17 protein-coding genes are annotated in these 17,211 nt (G+C 33.1%); 13 read left to right on the top strand and 4 right to left on the bottom strand.

The window, feature by feature from the left end:
* Positions 1-8 precede the first annotated feature (8 nt).
* On the top strand, positions 9-2,330 hold the full coding sequence (locus Q0739_RS08880) for a von Willebrand factor type A domain-containing protein (RefSeq protein WP_298238365.1): 2,322 nt from the start codon (positions 9-11) through the stop codon (positions 2,328-2,330).
* A gap of 87 nt (positions 2,331-2,417) precedes the next feature.
* Here the strand turns inward: Q0739_RS08880 and Q0739_RS08875 are convergent, their stop codons facing one another.
* Positions 2,418-4,061, bottom strand: coding sequence for a carboxyl transferase domain-containing protein (locus Q0739_RS08875; protein WP_298238364.1), 1,644 nt, complete (start codon positions 4,059-4,061; stop codon positions 2,418-2,420).
* A 143-nt stretch (positions 4,062-4,204) separates the two neighbouring features.
* Here Q0739_RS08875 and Q0739_RS08870 point away from each other — a divergent pair, with 143 nt between their 5' ends.
* The 7 genes from Q0739_RS08870 to ettA all read left to right on the top strand — a co-directional run bounded on the left by Q0739_RS08870 (position 4,205) and on the right by ettA (position 9,619).
* Positions 4,205-4,561: a DoxX family protein gene (locus Q0739_RS08870; protein WP_298238363.1), complete on the top strand. Its 357-nt coding sequence runs from the start codon at positions 4,205-4,207 to the stop codon at positions 4,559-4,561.
* 60 nt (positions 4,562-4,621) lie between these two features.
* Positions 4,622-5,152, top strand: a complete 531-nt coding sequence (locus Q0739_RS08865; RefSeq protein WP_298238362.1) for an NAD(P)H-dependent oxidoreductase — start codon at positions 4,622-4,624, stop codon at positions 5,150-5,152.
* A 34-nt stretch (positions 5,153-5,186) separates the two neighbouring features.
* Complete coding sequence (locus Q0739_RS08860; protein WP_298238361.1) at positions 5,187-5,624, top strand: MarR family transcriptional regulator; 438 nt, start codon at positions 5,187-5,189, stop codon at positions 5,622-5,624.
* 107 nt (positions 5,625-5,731) lie between these two features.
* Positions 5,732-6,601 carry a pirin family protein gene (locus Q0739_RS08855; protein WP_298238360.1) on the top strand — a complete coding sequence of 290 codons (870 nt, stop codon included), beginning with the start codon at positions 5,732-5,734 and terminating at the stop codon, positions 6,599-6,601.
* Positions 6,602-6,839: 238 nt separating this feature from the next.
* Positions 6,840-7,556 carry a pirin family protein gene (locus Q0739_RS08850; protein ID WP_298238359.1) on the top strand — a complete coding sequence of 239 codons (717 nt, stop codon included), beginning with the start codon at positions 6,840-6,842 and terminating at the stop codon, positions 7,554-7,556.
* Between the two features lie 96 nt (positions 7,557-7,652).
* On the top strand, positions 7,653-7,835 hold the full coding sequence (locus Q0739_RS08845) for a CAL67264 family membrane protein (RefSeq protein ID WP_298238358.1): 183 nt from the start codon (positions 7,653-7,655) through the stop codon (positions 7,833-7,835).
* Between the two features lie 92 nt (positions 7,836-7,927).
* Positions 7,928-9,619, top strand: a complete 1,692-nt coding sequence (gene ettA / locus Q0739_RS08840; RefSeq protein ID WP_298238357.1) for an energy-dependent translational throttle protein EttA — start codon at positions 7,928-7,930, stop codon at positions 9,617-9,619.
* A gap of 54 nt (positions 9,620-9,673) precedes the next feature.
* On the opposite strand, the gene Q0739_RS08835 is transcribed toward ettA, so the two are convergent.
* From Q0739_RS08835 to Q0739_RS08825, 3 genes are read right to left on the bottom strand one after another with little or no spacing between them, the layout of a single operon-like run.
* Positions 9,674-9,886, bottom strand: a complete 213-nt coding sequence (locus Q0739_RS08835; RefSeq protein ID WP_298238356.1) for a hypothetical protein — start codon at positions 9,884-9,886, stop codon at positions 9,674-9,676.
* Positions 9,887-9,912: 26 nt separating this feature from the next.
* Entirely contained in the window at positions 9,913-10,095 is a 183-nt protein-coding gene (locus Q0739_RS08830) for a hypothetical protein (protein ID WP_298238355.1), read from the bottom strand.
* Positions 10,096-10,098: 3 nt separating this feature from the next.
* A complete protein-coding gene (locus Q0739_RS08825) occupies positions 10,099-10,329 on the bottom strand; it encodes a hypothetical protein (protein ID WP_298238354.1) in 231 nt (76 codons plus the stop codon).
* Positions 10,330-10,560: 231 nt separating this feature from the next.
* On the opposite strand from Q0739_RS08825, the gene Q0739_RS08820 reads away from it, so the two are divergent.
* The 5 genes from Q0739_RS08820 (at position 10,561) to Q0739_RS08800 (ending at position 17,211) form a co-directional block, all read left to right on the top strand.
* Entirely contained in the window at positions 10,561-11,904 is a 1,344-nt protein-coding gene (locus tag Q0739_RS08820) for a microtubule-binding protein (RefSeq protein WP_298238353.1), read from the top strand.
* Between the two features lie 220 nt (positions 11,905-12,124).
* A complete protein-coding gene (locus Q0739_RS08815) occupies positions 12,125-13,198 on the top strand; it encodes a hypothetical protein (protein ID WP_298238352.1) in 1,074 nt (357 codons plus the stop codon).
* 81 nt (positions 13,199-13,279) lie between these two features.
* The gene (locus tag Q0739_RS08810) at positions 13,280-15,241 is read left to right on the top strand and encodes an AAA family ATPase (protein WP_298238351.1); all 1,962 of its coding nucleotides are present in this window, start codon (positions 13,280-13,282) and stop codon (positions 15,239-15,241) included.
* Between the two features lie 63 nt (positions 15,242-15,304).
* Entirely contained in the window at positions 15,305-15,892 is a 588-nt protein-coding gene (locus Q0739_RS08805; RefSeq protein WP_298238350.1) for an NUDIX domain-containing protein, read from the top strand.
* A gap of 83 nt (positions 15,893-15,975) precedes the next feature.
* Positions 15,976-17,211, top strand: coding sequence for a DUF6638 family protein (locus Q0739_RS08800; protein ID WP_298238349.1), 1,236 nt, complete (start codon positions 15,976-15,978; stop codon positions 17,209-17,211).

Raw genomic sequence — 17,211 nt, 5'->3', positions numbered from 1 at the left:
CAACTATCATGAAAACACTTTTAAATTTCCTATTTGTACTGGTGTGTTCCATACAAATTCAAGCGCAAGAACGGTTAATTACAGGAAAAGTAACATCAGCTAGTGACAATATACCATTACCTGGGGTTACTGTTGTTATTAAAGGCAAAACAATAGGAACCACAACTAATTTTGATGGATTATATCAAATAAAAGCAAAATCGCATGACACCCTAGTCTTTAATTACATCGGTTTTGTAACTTTAGAAAGGAAAGTAGATAATCTTAATACTGTTTCAGTAGCACTTCAAGAAGATATTGCATGCCTTGATGAAATTGTTGTGTCTGCATATGGTATTAAAAGAAATACTAGAAAACTTGGTTATGCTACGAAATCTCAGCTAAAGCGTCAAAAACAAAAAGCATTTCATAGGCAATTAGCCAATCAAATTCATTCGAATTCACCCTCAACTACTTTACAAGGAAAAGTTTCAGGGGTAAATATTGTTAATAATTCAGGAGTTGCAGGAACTAGTACTCAAATAAAGGTTCGAGGGATTTCATCTTTGTCTCAAAAGAACAAACCTTTAGTTGTTATAAATGGAAAAATCACTTCTTTCGATAAGCTAGAAGAACTAAATCCAAACAATATAAAATCTGTTGATGTACTAAAAGGTAAAGCTTCAACTTCTATTTATGGAAGCAGAGGCGGTAACGGTGTTATTCTTGTTTCAACAAAAAATAATAAGCAAAATTTAGATAAATCTCTTTTGTATATAGTTGATGGAAAGCCTATTAAGAAAGAAAATAATCACATTGTCGAAAACTTAAAAGAGACAGATATTGATAGTAAGATAGAATATACCAAGTCTGAAGCTAAACAAAAATTTGGTAAGATTGCTAAAAATGGATGCTTAGTAATTACAACGCATCAAGGTAATTTTAGAATTCAAAATAATGAAAGCTATGCTGTTATTGAAGAAAATAGTTTTGAAAGAACAACATTATCTCCTCTTTCTACATTTTCAATAGATGTTGATAAAGCGTCTTATAGTAATATTAGGAGAATGATTAATAGCGGCATGTCGATAGCACCTGATGCGGTAAAAATTGAAGAAATGATTAATTATTTTGATTATTCATATCCACAACCAACAGGAGAACATCCTTTTTCTATAAATACTGAAGTGGCTAAAACACCTTGGCATAATGATACTAAAATTGTTAAAATAGGCCTACAAGGAAAGACTTATGACAATGCAGAATTACCTTCATCAAATCTAACATTCTTACTTGATGTTTCCGGTTCAATGGGGTCTCAGAACAAATTACCATTATTAAAATCTGCTTTTAAGGTTTTAATAAATCAATTACGAGAACAAGATAAAGTGTCCATTGTTGTTTATGCTGGAGCTGCTGGTGTTGTATTAGAGCCAACATCTGGAAAGCACAAAAATAAAATTTTTAAAGCTTTAGAGAATTTAAATTCTGGAGGGTCTACTGCTGGCGGTGCAGGAATTGAATTAGCTTATAAATTAGCTGAAAAACATTTTAAAAAGAATGGGAATAATAGAGTAATACTAGCTACAGATGGCGACTTTAATGTGGGAGCTTCTAGAGACAAAGCTATGGAAAAACTAATTGAAGAAAAAAGAAAGTCAGGAGTGTTTTTATCAGTTTTAGGTTTCGGTTATGGAAATTATAAAGATTCAAAATTAGAAACCTTAGCCGACAAAGGAAATGGGAATCATGCTTATATAGACAATATGCAAGAGGCTCAAAAGGTGTTTGGAAAAGAATTTGGAGGTACATTATATACTATTGCAAAAGATGTGAAAATTCAAGTTGAGTTTAACCCTAACAAGGTTCAAGCTTATAGATTGATAGGTTATGAAAATAGAATGTTAGAAGATGAAGATTTTATTGATGACACTAAAGATGCAGGCGAACTTGGAAGTGGTCATACTGTGACTGCTTTATATGAAGTCATTCCTGTAGGAGTTAAAACGGATTATTTAAAGGCTGTATCTGAATTAAAATATACCAAACCACAAGTAGTCAATAATTATTCAGATGAATTATTTACGGTTAAATTTCGTTATAAAAAACCTGATGGAGAAAAGAGTATTGAAATGATTCATATTCAAAACGATGAACTCTCAGAAGCATCAGAAGATTTGAAATTTGCAGCATCAGTAGCACTATTTGGAATGCAATTAAGACAATCTAAATATCATAGCAACTCAACTATAGAGAATGTAATTGCATTAGCTAAAGCGGGTAGAGGAAAAGATGATAATGGTTATAGGTCTGAATTTAAAAGATTGGTAGATTCTTATCAAAGTTTATAATAATCAGTTTCTCAGACCTGTCAGGTTTTTAAAACCTGACAGGTCTCATTTTGTTAAATCATTATCAACGAAGAAAAATATAAAAAACTAAACCTGCAAAACCCCCAAATTAAACTGCTTTTCAATAGGAGCGTGGTTAGCAGCCTCAATACCCATAGAAATCCAAGTTCTGGTATCTAACGGATTAATAACGGCATCAGTCCAAATTCTAGCAGCTGCATAATATGGAGATACTTGGTTGTCGTAACGGTCTTTTATTTTATTGAATAATTCTGCTCCTTTTTCAGGAGTAATTTTTTCGCCTTGTTTTTCAAGTGAAGCCTTTTCAATTTGTAATAATACTTTAGCTGCAGAATTTCCACTCATTACAGCTAATTCTGCACTAGGCCATGCAATAATTAGTCTTGGGTCATAAGCTTTACCACACATCGCATAATTACCAGCACCATAACTATTTCCAATAATTACTGTAAATTTTGGCACTACCGAATTACTAACGGCATTTACCATTTTAGCACCATCTTTTATAATCCCTCCATGTTCACTTTTACTGCCTACCATAAAACCGGTAACATCTTGTAGAAATACTAAAGGAATTTTCTTTTGATTACAATTGGCAATAAAACGGGTAGCTTTATCAGCAGAGTCATTGTAAATCACACCACCAAACTGCATTTCGGTTGGTTTAGTTTTGGATCCCGTAGTTTTTACAATTTGACGTTGATTTGCTACAATACCCACTGCCCAACCATCAATACGAGCGTAACACGTTATAATAGTTTGCCCATAGCCTGCTTTATATTCCTCATATTCCGAATTATCCACTAAGCGTTTAATAATTTCGTACATATCATATTGGTCGGCACGACTTTTTGGAAGAATACCAAAGATGTCTTCTGGATTTTCTGAAGGTTTTTTTGCATCAATTCTATTAAACCCTGCTTTGTCGTAATCGCCAATTTTATCAATGATGTTTTTAATTTTATCTAAAGCATCTTTATCGTCTTTGGCTTTGTAATCTGTAACTCCAGAAACTTCACAATGTGTTGTTGCACCTCCAAGGGTTTCATTATCAATACTTTCTCCAATGGCAGCTTTAACCAGATAACTTCCAGCTAGGAAAATGCTTCCTGTTTTATCAACAATCAAAGCTTCATCACTCATAATAGGGAGGTAGGCACCGCCAGCAACACAACTACCCATAACTGCAGCAATTTGGGTAATCCCCATACTACTCATAATTGCATTGTTTCTAAAAATACGACCGAAATGCTCTTTGTCTGGAAAAATTTCATCTTGTAAAGGCAAATAAACACCAGCAGAATCAACCAAATAAATAATTGGTAATTTGTTTTCTATAGCTATTTCTTGAGCACGAAGGTTCTTTTTTCCAGTAATAGGAAACCATGCACCAGCTTTAACAGTAGCATCATTAGCAACAACAATGCATTGTTTGCCTTTAATATAACCAATCTTTACAACCACACCACCAGAAGGACATCCACCATGTTCTTGATACATATCTTCTCCAGCAAAAGCACCAATTTCAATAGATTTAGCCTTAGCGTCTAATAAGTAATCAATGCGCTCTCTAGCGGTCATTTTACCTTTGCTGTGCAGTTTTTCGATACGCGATTTACCACCACCTAGGCTTACTTTTACAAGTCTTTTTTGTAATTCTGATACTAGGAGTTTATTGTGGTCTTCGTTTTTATTGAAGTTGATATCCATACATTGATTATTTGAGACGAATTTACAAAACCAATTCCTGTATAAAAAGTGAATAATTTGTTAAAAAATATAACATGGAAATATATTCCTTGGAATATAAATTTATTTTTTGTAGTTTTGTATCATAATTTAAAATAAACAAAATGAAAGCGAATAAAATAATATATTACATTTCAACAGCATTAGTAACTGCCATAATGCTATTTTCTGTAAGTATGTATTTTTTCAAGCATGATATGATTAAAGGTGCTTTTGAGAGTTTTGGATACCCAACCTATATTATATATCCTTACGCCATTGCAAAATTATTAGGTTTGATAGCTTTATGGCTACCAGGTTATAAAGTTTTAAAGGAATGGGCTTATGCAGGTTTCTTTTATGCTTTTGTACTAGCATTTTTTGCACATTACATGATAGGTGATGGGCAACAAGGAACAGCAGTGGTAGCATTAATAGCGTTAGTTATATCCTATATATTTTATAAAAGAACAAGTAAATAGTATTTAATAAAAATAATTAGAGATTTTCTTCTTTGAGGAAATGAATAAAAAAATAATTCAATGAAAAATATAATAGCATTTGCCGGTAGTAACAGTAAAACTTCAATTAATAAAAAATTAGCAACTTATGCAGCGCGTTTAGTTGAAGATGTTGAAATTACTATTTTAGATTTAAACGATTTTGAATTACCAGTATATGGTATAGATTTAGAGGAAGACAAGGGGATTCCAGATAACGCACAGAAATTTTTAGATAATATAAAATCTTCAGATGGGATCATATTATCATTAGCAGAACACAATGGTGCTTATGCTACAGTTTTTAAAAATATTTTTGATTGGATGTCTAGAATAGATGGCAAGCTTTGGAGTGAAAAGCCAATGCTTTTAATGGCAACGTCTCCAGGCGCTAGAGGAGGTGCTACGGTTTTAGAAATAGCTAAGGGACGTTTTCCGTATATGGGAGGTAATATTGTTGCAGATTTTAGTTTTCCATCATTTTTTGATAATTTTTCTGAAGAGAAAATTACTAATGAAACTTTAAATACTGCTTTAAAAGAAAAAGTAAATATATTTAAAGATTCTCTATAACTGAAAACTGAGACTGCAACTGAAAACTAAGTGTATGGGCGATTTATCAAAAGACATAAATTCTAAATTTGATAACAATAGAGTAAAGGCTTTATTGAATATTATTTATACATCAAACTGGATAATGAGTCATCAAAATGAGTTTTTTAAAAGTTATGGAATATCTCCCCAGCAGTATAATATTTTAAGGATCCTAAGAGGTGCAGGCGAACCATTAAATGTTCAAACTATTAAAGATAGAATGATTGAACGTTCGCCAAATGCTACTCGGTTAATGGATAAATTATGTGCTAAACAATATATTGAACGTTGTCCTTCAGAGCATGATAGGCGTGTGGTTAAGATTGCTATAACCAAAGAAGGAAAAGCGTTTTTAGAATCTATACCAAATCACTTTAATAAAGAATTATTGAAGAATTTGAGTGAAGATGAAGCAGAACAATTAAGTAATCTGCTTGATAAAATGCGATGATGAACTTGTTGTTTGTTATACTGAACTTGTTTCAGTATCTCATAAAATAGATAGCGTATTTTTTTAATCAATTATTTTCCATGGAAAATAATTTAAAAGTAATTATTATGAAAGCAAATACAATAAAAAGCGTAGGACGAAGTGATTTTGTTAATATGGGGCCCATACAATTACGGCAACCCATACCAGCAAGAACAATTGATAATATAGATCCGTTTATATTATTGCACCATTACGGTCCGTACAGCATTTCTGAACAGAATAATCCGTTTGATTTAGGGCCACATCCGCATCGTGGTTTTGAACCAATAACGTTTTTGATTCAAGGGGAGCAATTACATAGAGATTCATTAGGAAATGAAAGTATAGTAAAAGCAGGAGATGTGCAATGGACAACAGCAGGTAGAGGTATTATACATGCTGAGGCACCAACAAAAGCCTTTGTTGAAAAAGGAGGAACTTTAGAAGGCATACAGTTATGGTTGAATTTACCTGCTGAAAAGAAAATGATTGAAGCCAATTATCAGCATGTTAAACATGAAAATTTTAGAGTGGTGCAATCTGATGATGGGAAAGTAAATGTTCAAATTATAGCTGGGGAACTTGATGGTGTTTACGGACGCATTAAAACGCAAACAGCAGTAAATGCTTTTATGATTGATATGGAAGCTGGTGGTGAATTTGATATTAAGGTTCCTAGTTCACATCAATCGAGCATTTACTTATTGAAAGGTGATGTAGTTGTTAATGGAACTGAAAGTTTGAAATTTAATGAAAATCAGTTAGTTCAGTTTAATCAAGATGGTGAAGGAGTTTCAATTACAGGACATGAAACTAGTAAGCTATTATTTCTTTCGGGTGAGCCTTTTAATGAACCTGTAACCACTTATGGTCCGTATGTAATGAATACACAAACTGAGATTATGGAAGCGATGCGTGACTTTCAAATGGGGAAAATGGGTTTTTTAGCCCCCTAACTCCAAAAGGAAAATACATAACCTGCAAGGTTTTTAAAACCTTGTAGGTTTATTAAGAGATTGAGTAATTACATAACAGTGGCGCGTTAGGGTTTGTAGCGGATAGTCCACAGCCCGACGAAGGAGGTGCGAGGACTTGTAGCGAAACATTTGATGTTCATGAATTCAAAATATAATATAGAAATGCATGAATAAAAGCCCGACCCTTGTGGTAACGCCCAAATAAAACATAAAGAAAATGAAAACAACAATTCACAGAGCAGAGACTAGAGGTTTTGCAGACCATGGTTGGTTAAAATCGCATCATACGTTTAGTTTTGCAAGTTACCAAAATACAGAACGCATGAATTTTGGAGCATTAAGAGTGCTAAATGACGATGTGGTACAACCTAAAATGGGGTTTGGTACGCATCCTCATCAAAACATGGAGATTATATCTATTCCATTAAAAGGTGCCTTGTCTCATAAAGATAGTATGGGGAATACCCGTGCAATTGAAGTTGGGGAAGTGCAGGTAATGAGTGCGGGAACAGGTTTAACACATTCAGAGTTTAACGATAGTAAAACAGATGAAGTTAATTTCTTGCAACTTTGGATTATGCCTCAAGAAAAGGGCGTAACGCCTAATTATGAGCAACGTAAGTTTGATGCTTTAAATCAGAAAAATAAGCTGCAAACAGTGGTAGCGCCTAAGGATTATTTGGAAGGGGAAGCTTTACCAATTAATCAGCAAGCTTATATATATAGAACCGATTTGGAAAGTAGGAAATCTATAACTTTAAAATCTAAGGGAAATAATTATGGATTTTATATTTTTATTGTTAGTGGCACCTTAGAAATTGCAAATCAAACCTTAAGTAAAAGAGATGCTATTGGAGTTTGGGATGTTGAAAGCATAGATATACTAGGGCAAGATGCATCTGAAATTATTATAATAGAAGTTCCAATGAACTAAGTAATGTTGATTAATAGCGAAAAAGCATCCAAAAACGGATGCTTTTTTTATTTAAAACTACGATATTTGCTTTTAACTAACCAAAAAGAAAAGATTATGGCGATGAATAAAAATACAGTATTGGCATGGGCCACTTGGATAATGATTTTTGTAGGATTAGGTTTAATAGCTATGGGAGCCTTTCGTTATGACGAAGTTGCTGGATGGGGTTTTGCTTCTGTGGGTATAGGTTTTTTAGCAAATGCATGGGTTTTTAATGCTTTAAAAGGTAGAGTTTAAAGATTTATAATTGCAGAATAATGATTGTTGATTTTTGATAAAAATTATATTTCAATCTACTTAATAATAAAACTAATTAGAACTTATAACAAATGAGTGACGATAAAAAGATAATATTTTCAATGTCTGGTGTTACCAAGACATTCCAGAGTGCAAATACACCAGTTTTAAAGAATATTTATTTAAGTTTTTTCTATGGTGCCAAAATAGGCATCTTAGGACTTAACGGTTCTGGTAAGTCCACATTGCTAAAGATTATTGCAGGTGTTGATAAGAATTATCAAGGCGATGTGGTGTTTTCACAAGATTACTCGGTAGGTTATCTAGAGCAAGAACCTAAATTAGATGACGATAAAACAGTGATGGAAGTGGTTCGTGAAGGCGCTGCTGAAACGGTTGCTATTCTTGATGAATACAATAAAATTAACGATCAGTTTGGTTTAGAGGAGGTTTATAGCAATCCTGATAAGATGGAGAAGCTTATGAATAGACAAGCAGAATTGCAAGATCAAATTGATGCTGCAAATGCTTGGGAATTAGATACTAAATTAGAAATTGCCATGGATGCTTTAAGAACACCTGATGGCAATAAAAAAATTGGAGTGCTTTCTGGAGGTGAAAAACGTCGTGTGGCTTTATGTCGTTTGCTTTTAAAAGAACCTGATGTACTATTACTAGATGAGCCTACCAACCATTTGGATGCAGAATCGGTACATTGGTTAGAGCATCATTTAGCTCAATATAAAGGAACGGTGATTGCTGTAACGCACGATAGATACTTTTTAGATAATGTTGCAGGTTGGATTCTAGAGTTGGATAGAGGAGAGGGGATTCCTTGGAAAGGAAACTATTCGTCTTGGTTAGACCAAAAATCTAAGCGAATGGCTCAAGAAGGTAAGGCAGCATCTAAACGTCAAAGAACATTAGAACGCGAGTTAGAATGGGTGCGTCAAGGTGCAAAAGGACGTCAAACTAAACAAAAGGCGCGTTTAAAGAATTACGATAAGTTAATGAGTCAAGACCAAAAGCAACTTGACGAAAAACTTGAAATATACATCCCTAATGGCCCACGTTTAGGAACCAATGTTATTGAAGCCAAAAGTGTTGCAAAGGGATATGAAGACAAACTGTTGTATGACGACTTAAACTTCAATTTACCTCAAGCTGGAATTGTTGGAATTATTGGACCTAATGGTGCTGGTAAAACCACTATTTTTAGAATGATTATGGGAGAGGAAACTCCTGATAAAGGTGAGTTTATAGTTGGTGATACTGCTAAATTGGCTTATGTAGATCAAAAGCATTCTAATATAGACCCTGAAAAAACCATTTGGCAAAACTTTAGTGATGAGCAAGAGTTGATTTTAATGGGTGGAAAGGAAGTAAATTCTAGAGCCTATTTAAGCCGCTTTAACTTCTCGGGTGGGGAGCAGAATAAAAAGGTAAAACTACTTTCTGGAGGGGAACGTAACCGTTTGCATTTAGCTATGACGCTTAAAGAAGAAGGTAATGTGTTACTTTTAGATGAGCCTACTAATGATCTTGATGTGAATACATTACGTGCGTTAGAAGAAGGATTAGAAAACTTTGCGGGTTGTGCGGTTGTAATTAGTCACGACCGATGGTTTTTAGATAGAATATGTACGCATATTTTAGCGTTTGAAGGCGATTCTCAAGTGTATTTCTTTGAAGGTAGTTTTTCTGATTACGAAGAAAATAAGAAGAAACGTTTAGGTGGCGATTTGATGCCGAAACGAATTAAGTATAAAAAATTAGTTAGATAAATTTCTCTGAGATAAAAAATAAAACGCCTGTATTTACTGGAGTTTTATATTTTATTAATTAATGTTTAACTGTTCTTCTAAAGATTTTATTCTCTTTTTATGTTTATAAACTTTTATCAAGCTTATAACTAGTAAAACTAGTATTGTTATAAAACCTATGGATAAAATACTTATTATAGTATTTAAATTGTTTTCATCATTAATTGATTCTGATTTTTCTAAATTATTTTGAAATACTAAAAAATAATAGGTTATTAAATATTTCATATTAATTGATTGGGGTTTAGTTTTTATTAATATATGTGAGTGTTACCTAATTTATATCCAGATAAGTCTATTTTCATCAATTCTTTGTTGTTAGTATCAAATTTTTCAACATTCTTGTTTATTAACTTTCCTAAAATAATTCGATGGTATAATAATTCAATAAAATAGGTTCCAATAAAAGCTAATACTATAATTGTTATATTCATCATGTTTTAATCACCACCATACATGTGTCCTTCAGTAAAATCTCTGTATGGTTTATCTTTGGCTTCTTCGGCTATTTTTCTATTTATAGCATCTAAACGTTCATTTTCCTTTTTAAGCTTATAGGATTTCCGAACCCCTAGAAGTAATAAAATCCCAAAGAAAACTACCACAACTATAAGAAGGTATACAATGGTACTTTCTTTAATCAATAATATGGTTGAAAAAGGGTTAGTCATTGAATCTGGGTTACTTTTTTAGTTGATTAGTAACAAATATAGTACATTCTTTCAATTTGTCCGAAAATTTTAACAAGTGTAACAATTTAATAATTTCAGATACATATAATTTGAGTATTAAGTTATAATATTAAATTTTGAAAGTAAATACTCAATTACGTTTTAAAATTGAGATTTTTTAACGAAATTGCTTATCCATAAAATTGTTCAACTTAAAAACATAAAATATACATGTCTGATGATTTTGATTTATTAGAAACCAGTTCTAACGAGAAAACAGAGAAAGTAGATGTTAATTGGGGAAAAGCCATTGATACTATGAAATCTAAATTGTCTCAAGAAGACGATCCAGAGGTGCGTCAAAAAATATTGAATGCCACTTTAGACGATGTGGTACACATGGCAGAAAAAGATAGGACAACACTTTTAGATGCTATTAAAGATTTAACTGACTATCAAGATGAAGTTGGTATTATATTCGAAAAATTTTCGGCATTAAACCCAACAGAGCAAAAGGTAATTGATGATGCTCAAAAAGCATTAGAACGTGCAAAAATTGAATTAGAAGATGCGCAAGCAAAACCTGATACCTGGTGGAATAACCTTTGGGGGCGTAAAAGCAAAATAAAAAAAGCTGAAGATGCATTAAAAGCCGCAGAAAAAGTTAGAGCAGGAGCAGATAATAAAGCTAAGGCTATGTTTCAAGAGCGTATTGAAAGTGCAGATGTACAAACGCTTTTAAGCGAATTATCATATAAATCTCAAGCAGCTGTTACGCGTTTAAAAAACCGTGAAGTTGAAATTAAGGAAGTTGAAGAAAAGCTAAAAGATGCTATTGTTGAAGCTTCAAAAAACCATACCAAAGCTTTAGAGAAAAAGAAAGAAGTAGAGGCGAAGTTAGAAGAGCAATACGCCTTATTAAAACAAGCGCGCCAAGAGTTGGAAGATATAGCCGATAAACAATCTGCAGAATACGCGCAGGCTATTGCAAAAGTTACAGAACTTGAACAAAAAGTAGAAGAGTTAGAAGGTCTTAAAAACGCTTATACAACTTTAGCAGCAAGTAAAGATAGCTTTGTACATAAGCATAATTTAACTATAAAAGTATTAACCTCTTTACGTAGTAATTTGCAAACACATCGTGCAAAATTAAAATCTGATACCGAAGAGCGTCTTAAATATTATGATGGCTACGTGGTGGCTTTAAAAGCTAGAACCGATCAAGAATTTGCGGCCATTTTAGAGCATTTAGGTGTTAAAACGGATGAGCATATTGGAGAAACCTTAGCCTCAATGCATACAGCAAGTGCTAAAGCACGACAAGATATGATGGACAATATCCCAGTTCATGAAAAAGTAATGCAGGGTGTTTATAGTAGTTATGCTGAGGCTTTACAAGAGATTCGTGCAAAAGATGGTGAAATTCAAAAGAATTTTGCAGAGCGTTACGGCATCGATATGAAAGAGATTTTTGAAGACTATTATAATGCTGATGCTAATGCACCTTCAGGAGATGATGGCGAACCCGCAGACAACCCAAAACCAGAAGCTAACGACGACGATTTGTTGTCTTAAAATAATTTTGAGATTCCCACGAATCTTGATAGCTATTGGGAGGGAATCTCTTTCAAATGGAACTTTAAGTTTAATTTAAGTTCTGTTTGCGTTAGGGATTGAACGGTATGTTTGAGCTCCCCGACCTTAGGAGGGAGCGAGTAGTGAAAGCCCGACCCTTGTGGTAACGCCCAAATAAACTTCGTAAATATTTATGAAAATTCGTGTCAAAAGAAAATAAATGTCTATAAACCACATTGTAACCCCTTTAGATTCTGCTATACTTGACTCCAAAGAGCAATACGTTTTTTATCATAAAATGGTGGATTTTGCTTTTAAAGAATTGATTGTGGCTGTTCAGAGAGAAAAAATATGCAATGCTATTGAGGTGGAATTGTTTAAGCAATATTGCGATTTGCTACTGTATTCCATTGAAGCCATGCGTGTTAAGTATATGTATGATGAAGAGGATAATATGAAGGTGGATTTAACAGATTCTGGATTTCCTAATTATTTAGAGTTTCGCTACCTCTTTAACGATTTAGAATTGCGAGACGAATACCTTGGAAAATTAACTCCAATAGCTACGCTTAAAGACGAGTTTTTAGATACCTTATTGCGAAAAAAAGAGCCTGTAAAAAAGAGTAAACTCTTTCAGGCGTCTTCTATTGTGTATTATACTTCGGTTAATAAACAATATATTTTTAATCGTTTTGTACAAGGTAAAATTATAGCAGCACCAAAAGATGCCGAGGCAGATTTGCTAACCAGTTGGAGTTTTTACGATGTGTCTCATAACCGACCATTTATCTGTTTTATGTATTTCAATTATGACGGGAGTAAAATAAATGATTACAGAGAAGATATTTATGAGGTTTTAAAAACAGTTGCAGATAGAGATATGACGCTTGATACCATGGCTTATACAATAGATAGGAAATTACCAAAAGTATTTCCTAAACTTATTAAACGTATAGATTTAGGGCCATTGCATAATGTTTTTGCAAAGGATGAGCATAAAGTAACACATACTATTTTAGAGAGTATAGGTAAAAAAGAAATCCCGCTAGAATCCTATGCGTTTTCATTACGAGTAGATGAAGTACAATCGAAAAGCGAATTTAAAGATGGGGGTTTTTTTAGTAAGCAAGTTTTACAAAAATGGGATGATGTGTTTAGACAAAAATATGTTTTAGCACCACATCGGATCATTCAGTTGTTATATAATAAAACTCCAGAAATGATGAATGGTCTTGCTAAAGCGCCTATTGAAATTTCAGGATTAGAAATAGATTTAAAAAAAATAACGTCATAACGAGGCGCTAAGCAATGTGGTTATCTTATCAAATTTAGCAGATTGCCACGTTACACTCGCAATGACGTAAAGAATAAACTTATGGAACACAACTCAACATTCCCAATAAAACTCACAGAACTTGATATGCTTCGTGATGAAGCTTCTTCATACTTAAAAAACATACAATGGGAGCAAGGTTCTCGTGCTAAAAATAGAGATAAAGATGCAAAAGATGAATCTATATTACTGTATTTATCAAGGGCAAATAACGGAAGTTCTGTTAGTGTAACCTCGGTTTCAAAAACGATATTAGGTTTAAAAAAGCGGTTATTGCCAGATTCTGTTGCGCTTCCTATTTACTTAAATCAAACCTTATATGCGGTTCAAGAAGGGATTACACTTGGTATTTGGATTAAGGATAGTTACTACGATGCGTCAGGCTTATCAAGTTTAAACGAAAATAAATCGGCATTAGATAATAATGGAAAGCGAGAGTTTGAAAGTAAAATGCATACTGCTACGGCGTTTATGCTGTTTGCTCAAGCTTATAAAATATTACATGATTTAAAACCTCATGCATCTGATGATTTAAGGGTTATGAAACAAAAATTTGCAGGTATTCCAGAGGTGTCTTTAATGTCGCCTATTAAAGGGATTTCCTGTAGTTTGTTTTATTATGATAAATATTTAGGGCATCCAGATATTATTAAATCTGATAAAGATGTTATCGATTTTACGGTAGTCTATTTTGAAGCATTGATTGATGAAATTCAGTTACGCAAAAGTTCATTGGAATACACCGAAACTATTGAGGATAGAACCTATAAATTAGAAAATTCTGAATTTGCAGTTTCTGGTTGGAGTAATGTATTTCAAGGTACTGCAAAAAGTGTTGAATTTAATAAAATTCAGTTTGAACAAATCGTTGGTAACCGCGATGCAAAACACTTTGCACGCAGATTAACCGAGCGTATGTTGAGCTACGATTTTACAGCTAAGAAAAACCCATTTCAAGAACTGGGTGGGTTTATGCCAGTGTTTATGGGTTACGGCATTCCAGGAACAGGTAAGAGTATGTTAATTGCAGCAATTGCCACCCGATTAAAAGAACATTGTGATACGTTGGATATTCCGTTTTTATTTCACCCTATGCCAGATACTTTAATTAGTACCTTTCAAGGGGGGTCAGCAGAAAAAATGGTAGAGTGGATGAAACCGATGCAAGATCCTTCAAAATTAATTTTTGCACCCATTGATGATGCCGAAAATAATTTGCAAGAGCGTACAGCTCAAGGTGTTTCGGCTGGTGTAAAAGAAGTTATTGGTGTTTTTTTAAGATATACAGAAGGTGCTTATGCGGTAAATTATGGTAATAGCTCAATCGGGTTATTCACTAATCTTCCAGAAATGTTAGATAAGGCGGTGATTTCTCGTGTACAAGGACGGTTTAAAATTGATGGTGCCAGAACAGAACATGATTTTTTAGATCAAGATCATTTATGGTGGCGAAAACTAGATGATACCATGCCAGATTTTGTAAATATGCAGGGGCCAGAAAACTATAGTTATTTGCAAGACCAAGGATTGGCTAAAAACATGGGAGAAATATTAAACCTTACTGATAAACCAACCGAAGAGCGCGTTCATGCTATCTACGATAAGGTTGAACAACAGTTTAAAACCAATCAGCATTTGTTTTATGCAAACCTTTATAAAGCGATGCAAAAGGCATTTCCATTTTTCTCATCTCGTGATGTGAGAAATATTCAAAGTGCGGTATCATTACGTTTGACTGATTTTGATTTAGAAGAAGACTGGTTTGAAAACCCAGAAATTTATTTTAAGCAAGATTATGAGACTAAGTTTAATATGCTTCAAGAACTTATGAGAGGAAATATGAAAGGCTTGGATTTTTCTGAGATTAGAAGGCAAGAAGTAGTACGATATTTAGATAATGTGGCAACTATAGCAGATACAGACTTTAAACGAAAAGTAGATGCCAGAGTGAACCAATTAAATATTGAAACCGAAGCTAGAAAAACGTTTGAGAATAGAAGTTAAATTATTGTCAGGTCGAGCGCAGTCGAGACCTATTTAATTTGATGTAACTAAAAAAATGATTAAATGCATAAATCTGACAGATTAAAAAATATTAAAAGCACTTTACTTTCAGATAACTATTACATCCTTAATAAAGTCACATTCGATTATTTAATGTCGAGTGGTAAATGGGTAAATCAAATGCGAGAGGTTTATGATAGAGGCGATGGTGCTGGGATTCTGTTGTATAACAAACAAAAAAAGACTGTCATTTTAACCAAACAATTTAGAATGCCCACCTATTTGAATGATAATAAAGATGGTTTTTTGTTAGAGATTGCTGCAGGCATGTTAGATAAGGATAACCCTGAAGCTTGTATTATTCGTGAAACCGAAGAAGAAGTTGGGTATCGATTAAAAGAGGTTAAGAAAGTATATGAAGCCTATTCTTCTCCAGGAGTCATGACAGAGAAAATGCATTTTTTTATTGGTGAATATAACGATGATATGAAAGTGAATGATGGTGGTGGTTTAGATACGGAACATGAAGATATAGAGGTGTTAGAAATCCCTTTTGATAATGCAATAGATATGTTGAACAATGGAGACATAGTTGATACACGAACTATTGTATTGTTGCAGTATGCTATTATTCATAAACTGTTAAATTAATATTTGTTATTCCTGCGAAGACAGGAATCCATTTAAAGAGAAAATAAATTAATAAAATTCCTGCTTTTACAGGAATGATAGAAATGGACAAACTAAGACAAGCCAAATTATACAGAAGTGAACTCATTCCAGTTAGTGGAAAACTTGTTGAGCGTTATAACAAATGCCTAGTAAAACTTGGTTTCACAAAAACCAAATTAAAAACTTTTCATATTGATGGTATTGGTTGGAGCCCTGAAGTTGCTGAGGAAAAAGAAGATAATCACTATTTAAACAACGGTGAAGCAAATCCGCATGGAATTATAATTTCGCCACTTCAAAAAGGCAAACCTGTGTATTTACCTTTTCATACGTTTGATAGAGATATCATGAAATTTGTCTTTAAAATTCACGGAGAAAAGATTAAAGACATCACAAGAGATTGTGCCATTTGTTTAGATTTTGACCAAGGTATTGATGCCTTTTATGAGCCGCTTGATGTACTAAAGTATAATAAAATAACTATTAATTTTCATTTAATTGATAGGTTGTGGTACATACAAAAAGAGCAAATAGAACTTGTAGAAACATTTAATAGAGGTAACAATTTTATAGATGAAAATCTGCATCAAAAGTTATTAGATTCTGCCAAGGCTCATGGCGATTTGCGTCATCGAGATTTAGATTTACATGCACTTCAATATACAACAGATTCGTTTTACACAAGATCATTTGGTGGTGTTTATGTTTTAAGAGATTTTATAAAACCAATAGTTGTTTTTGAAGATGATACATGGCATAAAGAAGCTATAAAGGATACAAATTATGATGTTTTGATTTATCATATTGCGCAACCTGAGCTTATGGATAAACTCAAAGACCATGTTATTATTGAATATGATTTAGAAAAAGTAGTTGAGACCAAACGTTACGAACGCATCAAAAAATTTGAAATGGCACAACAACTTAAAAAGCCTAATCATCCTGTAAGAGATATTTTAAACGATCCAATCTTGTTTAAGAGTTACTTAAACAAACTCGATATAAAAGCTAGAAAAAAAGTGATGAGTGTTGAGCGTTATCTAGAAAAACTGGAAACCAGTAATCAATACAAAATAGCCGATATTGTTGATAGTAAGTTATTTGAAGCTTTACATCAGCCACATTCATCATTAGACGCAAAACATCAAGATTTAATATGGAAATTGTTAGTAAATATCTCTGAAAAAGATATTTTATATTGGTATTGGTATGATAAAGAAGCGTTTTATAATAGTTTTAAAACTTGGAACGAATCGCTTAAAGACTGGGCAATTGAGACTATTAGTAACAATATCTAG

Origin of the sequence: uncultured Algibacter sp., assembly GCF_947487605.1 — a bacterium.
Classification (GTDB): domain Bacteria; phylum Bacteroidota; class Bacteroidia; order Flavobacteriales; family Flavobacteriaceae; genus Algibacter_D.
This window is presented reverse-complemented; position numbering and strand designations above follow the sequence as displayed.

Coding starts and splice junctions, on each gene's coding strand:
- Q0739_RS08880 (WP_298238365.1), top strand. CDS start 9: ATGAAAACACTTTTAAATTTCCTATTTGTACTGGTGTGTTCCATACAA.
- Q0739_RS08875 (WP_298238364.1), bottom strand. CDS start 4,061: ATGGATATCAACTTCAATAAAAACGAAGACCACAATAAACTCCTAGTA.
- Q0739_RS08870 (WP_298238363.1), top strand. CDS start 4,205: ATGAAAGCGAATAAAATAATATATTACATTTCAACAGCATTAGTAACT.
- Q0739_RS08865 (WP_298238362.1), top strand. CDS start 4,622: ATGAAAAATATAATAGCATTTGCCGGTAGTAACAGTAAAACTTCAATT.
- Q0739_RS08860 (WP_298238361.1), top strand. CDS start 5,187: ATGGGCGATTTATCAAAAGACATAAATTCTAAATTTGATAACAATAGA.
- Q0739_RS08855 (WP_298238360.1), top strand. CDS start 5,732: ATGAAAGCAAATACAATAAAAAGCGTAGGACGAAGTGATTTTGTTAAT.
- Q0739_RS08850 (WP_298238359.1), top strand. CDS start 6,840: ATGAAAACAACAATTCACAGAGCAGAGACTAGAGGTTTTGCAGACCAT.
- Q0739_RS08845 (WP_298238358.1), top strand. CDS start 7,653: ATGGCGATGAATAAAAATACAGTATTGGCATGGGCCACTTGGATAATG.
- ettA (WP_298238357.1), top strand. CDS start 7,928: ATGAGTGACGATAAAAAGATAATATTTTCAATGTCTGGTGTTACCAAG.
- Q0739_RS08835 (WP_298238356.1), bottom strand. CDS start 9,886: ATGAAATATTTAATAACCTATTATTTTTTAGTATTTCAAAATAATTTA.
- Q0739_RS08830 (WP_298238355.1), bottom strand. CDS start 10,095: ATGATGAATATAACAATTATAGTATTAGCTTTTATTGGAACCTATTTT.
- Q0739_RS08825 (WP_298238354.1), bottom strand. CDS start 10,329: ATGACTAACCCTTTTTCAACCATATTATTGATTAAAGAAAGTACCATT.
- Q0739_RS08820 (WP_298238353.1), top strand. CDS start 10,561: ATGTCTGATGATTTTGATTTATTAGAAACCAGTTCTAACGAGAAAACA.
- Q0739_RS08815 (WP_298238352.1), top strand. CDS start 12,125: ATGTCTATAAACCACATTGTAACCCCTTTAGATTCTGCTATACTTGAC.
- Q0739_RS08810 (WP_298238351.1), top strand. CDS start 13,280: ATGGAACACAACTCAACATTCCCAATAAAACTCACAGAACTTGATATG.
- Q0739_RS08805 (WP_298238350.1), top strand. CDS start 15,305: ATGCATAAATCTGACAGATTAAAAAATATTAAAAGCACTTTACTTTCA.
- Q0739_RS08800 (WP_298238349.1), top strand. CDS start 15,976: ATGGACAAACTAAGACAAGCCAAATTATACAGAAGTGAACTCATTCCA.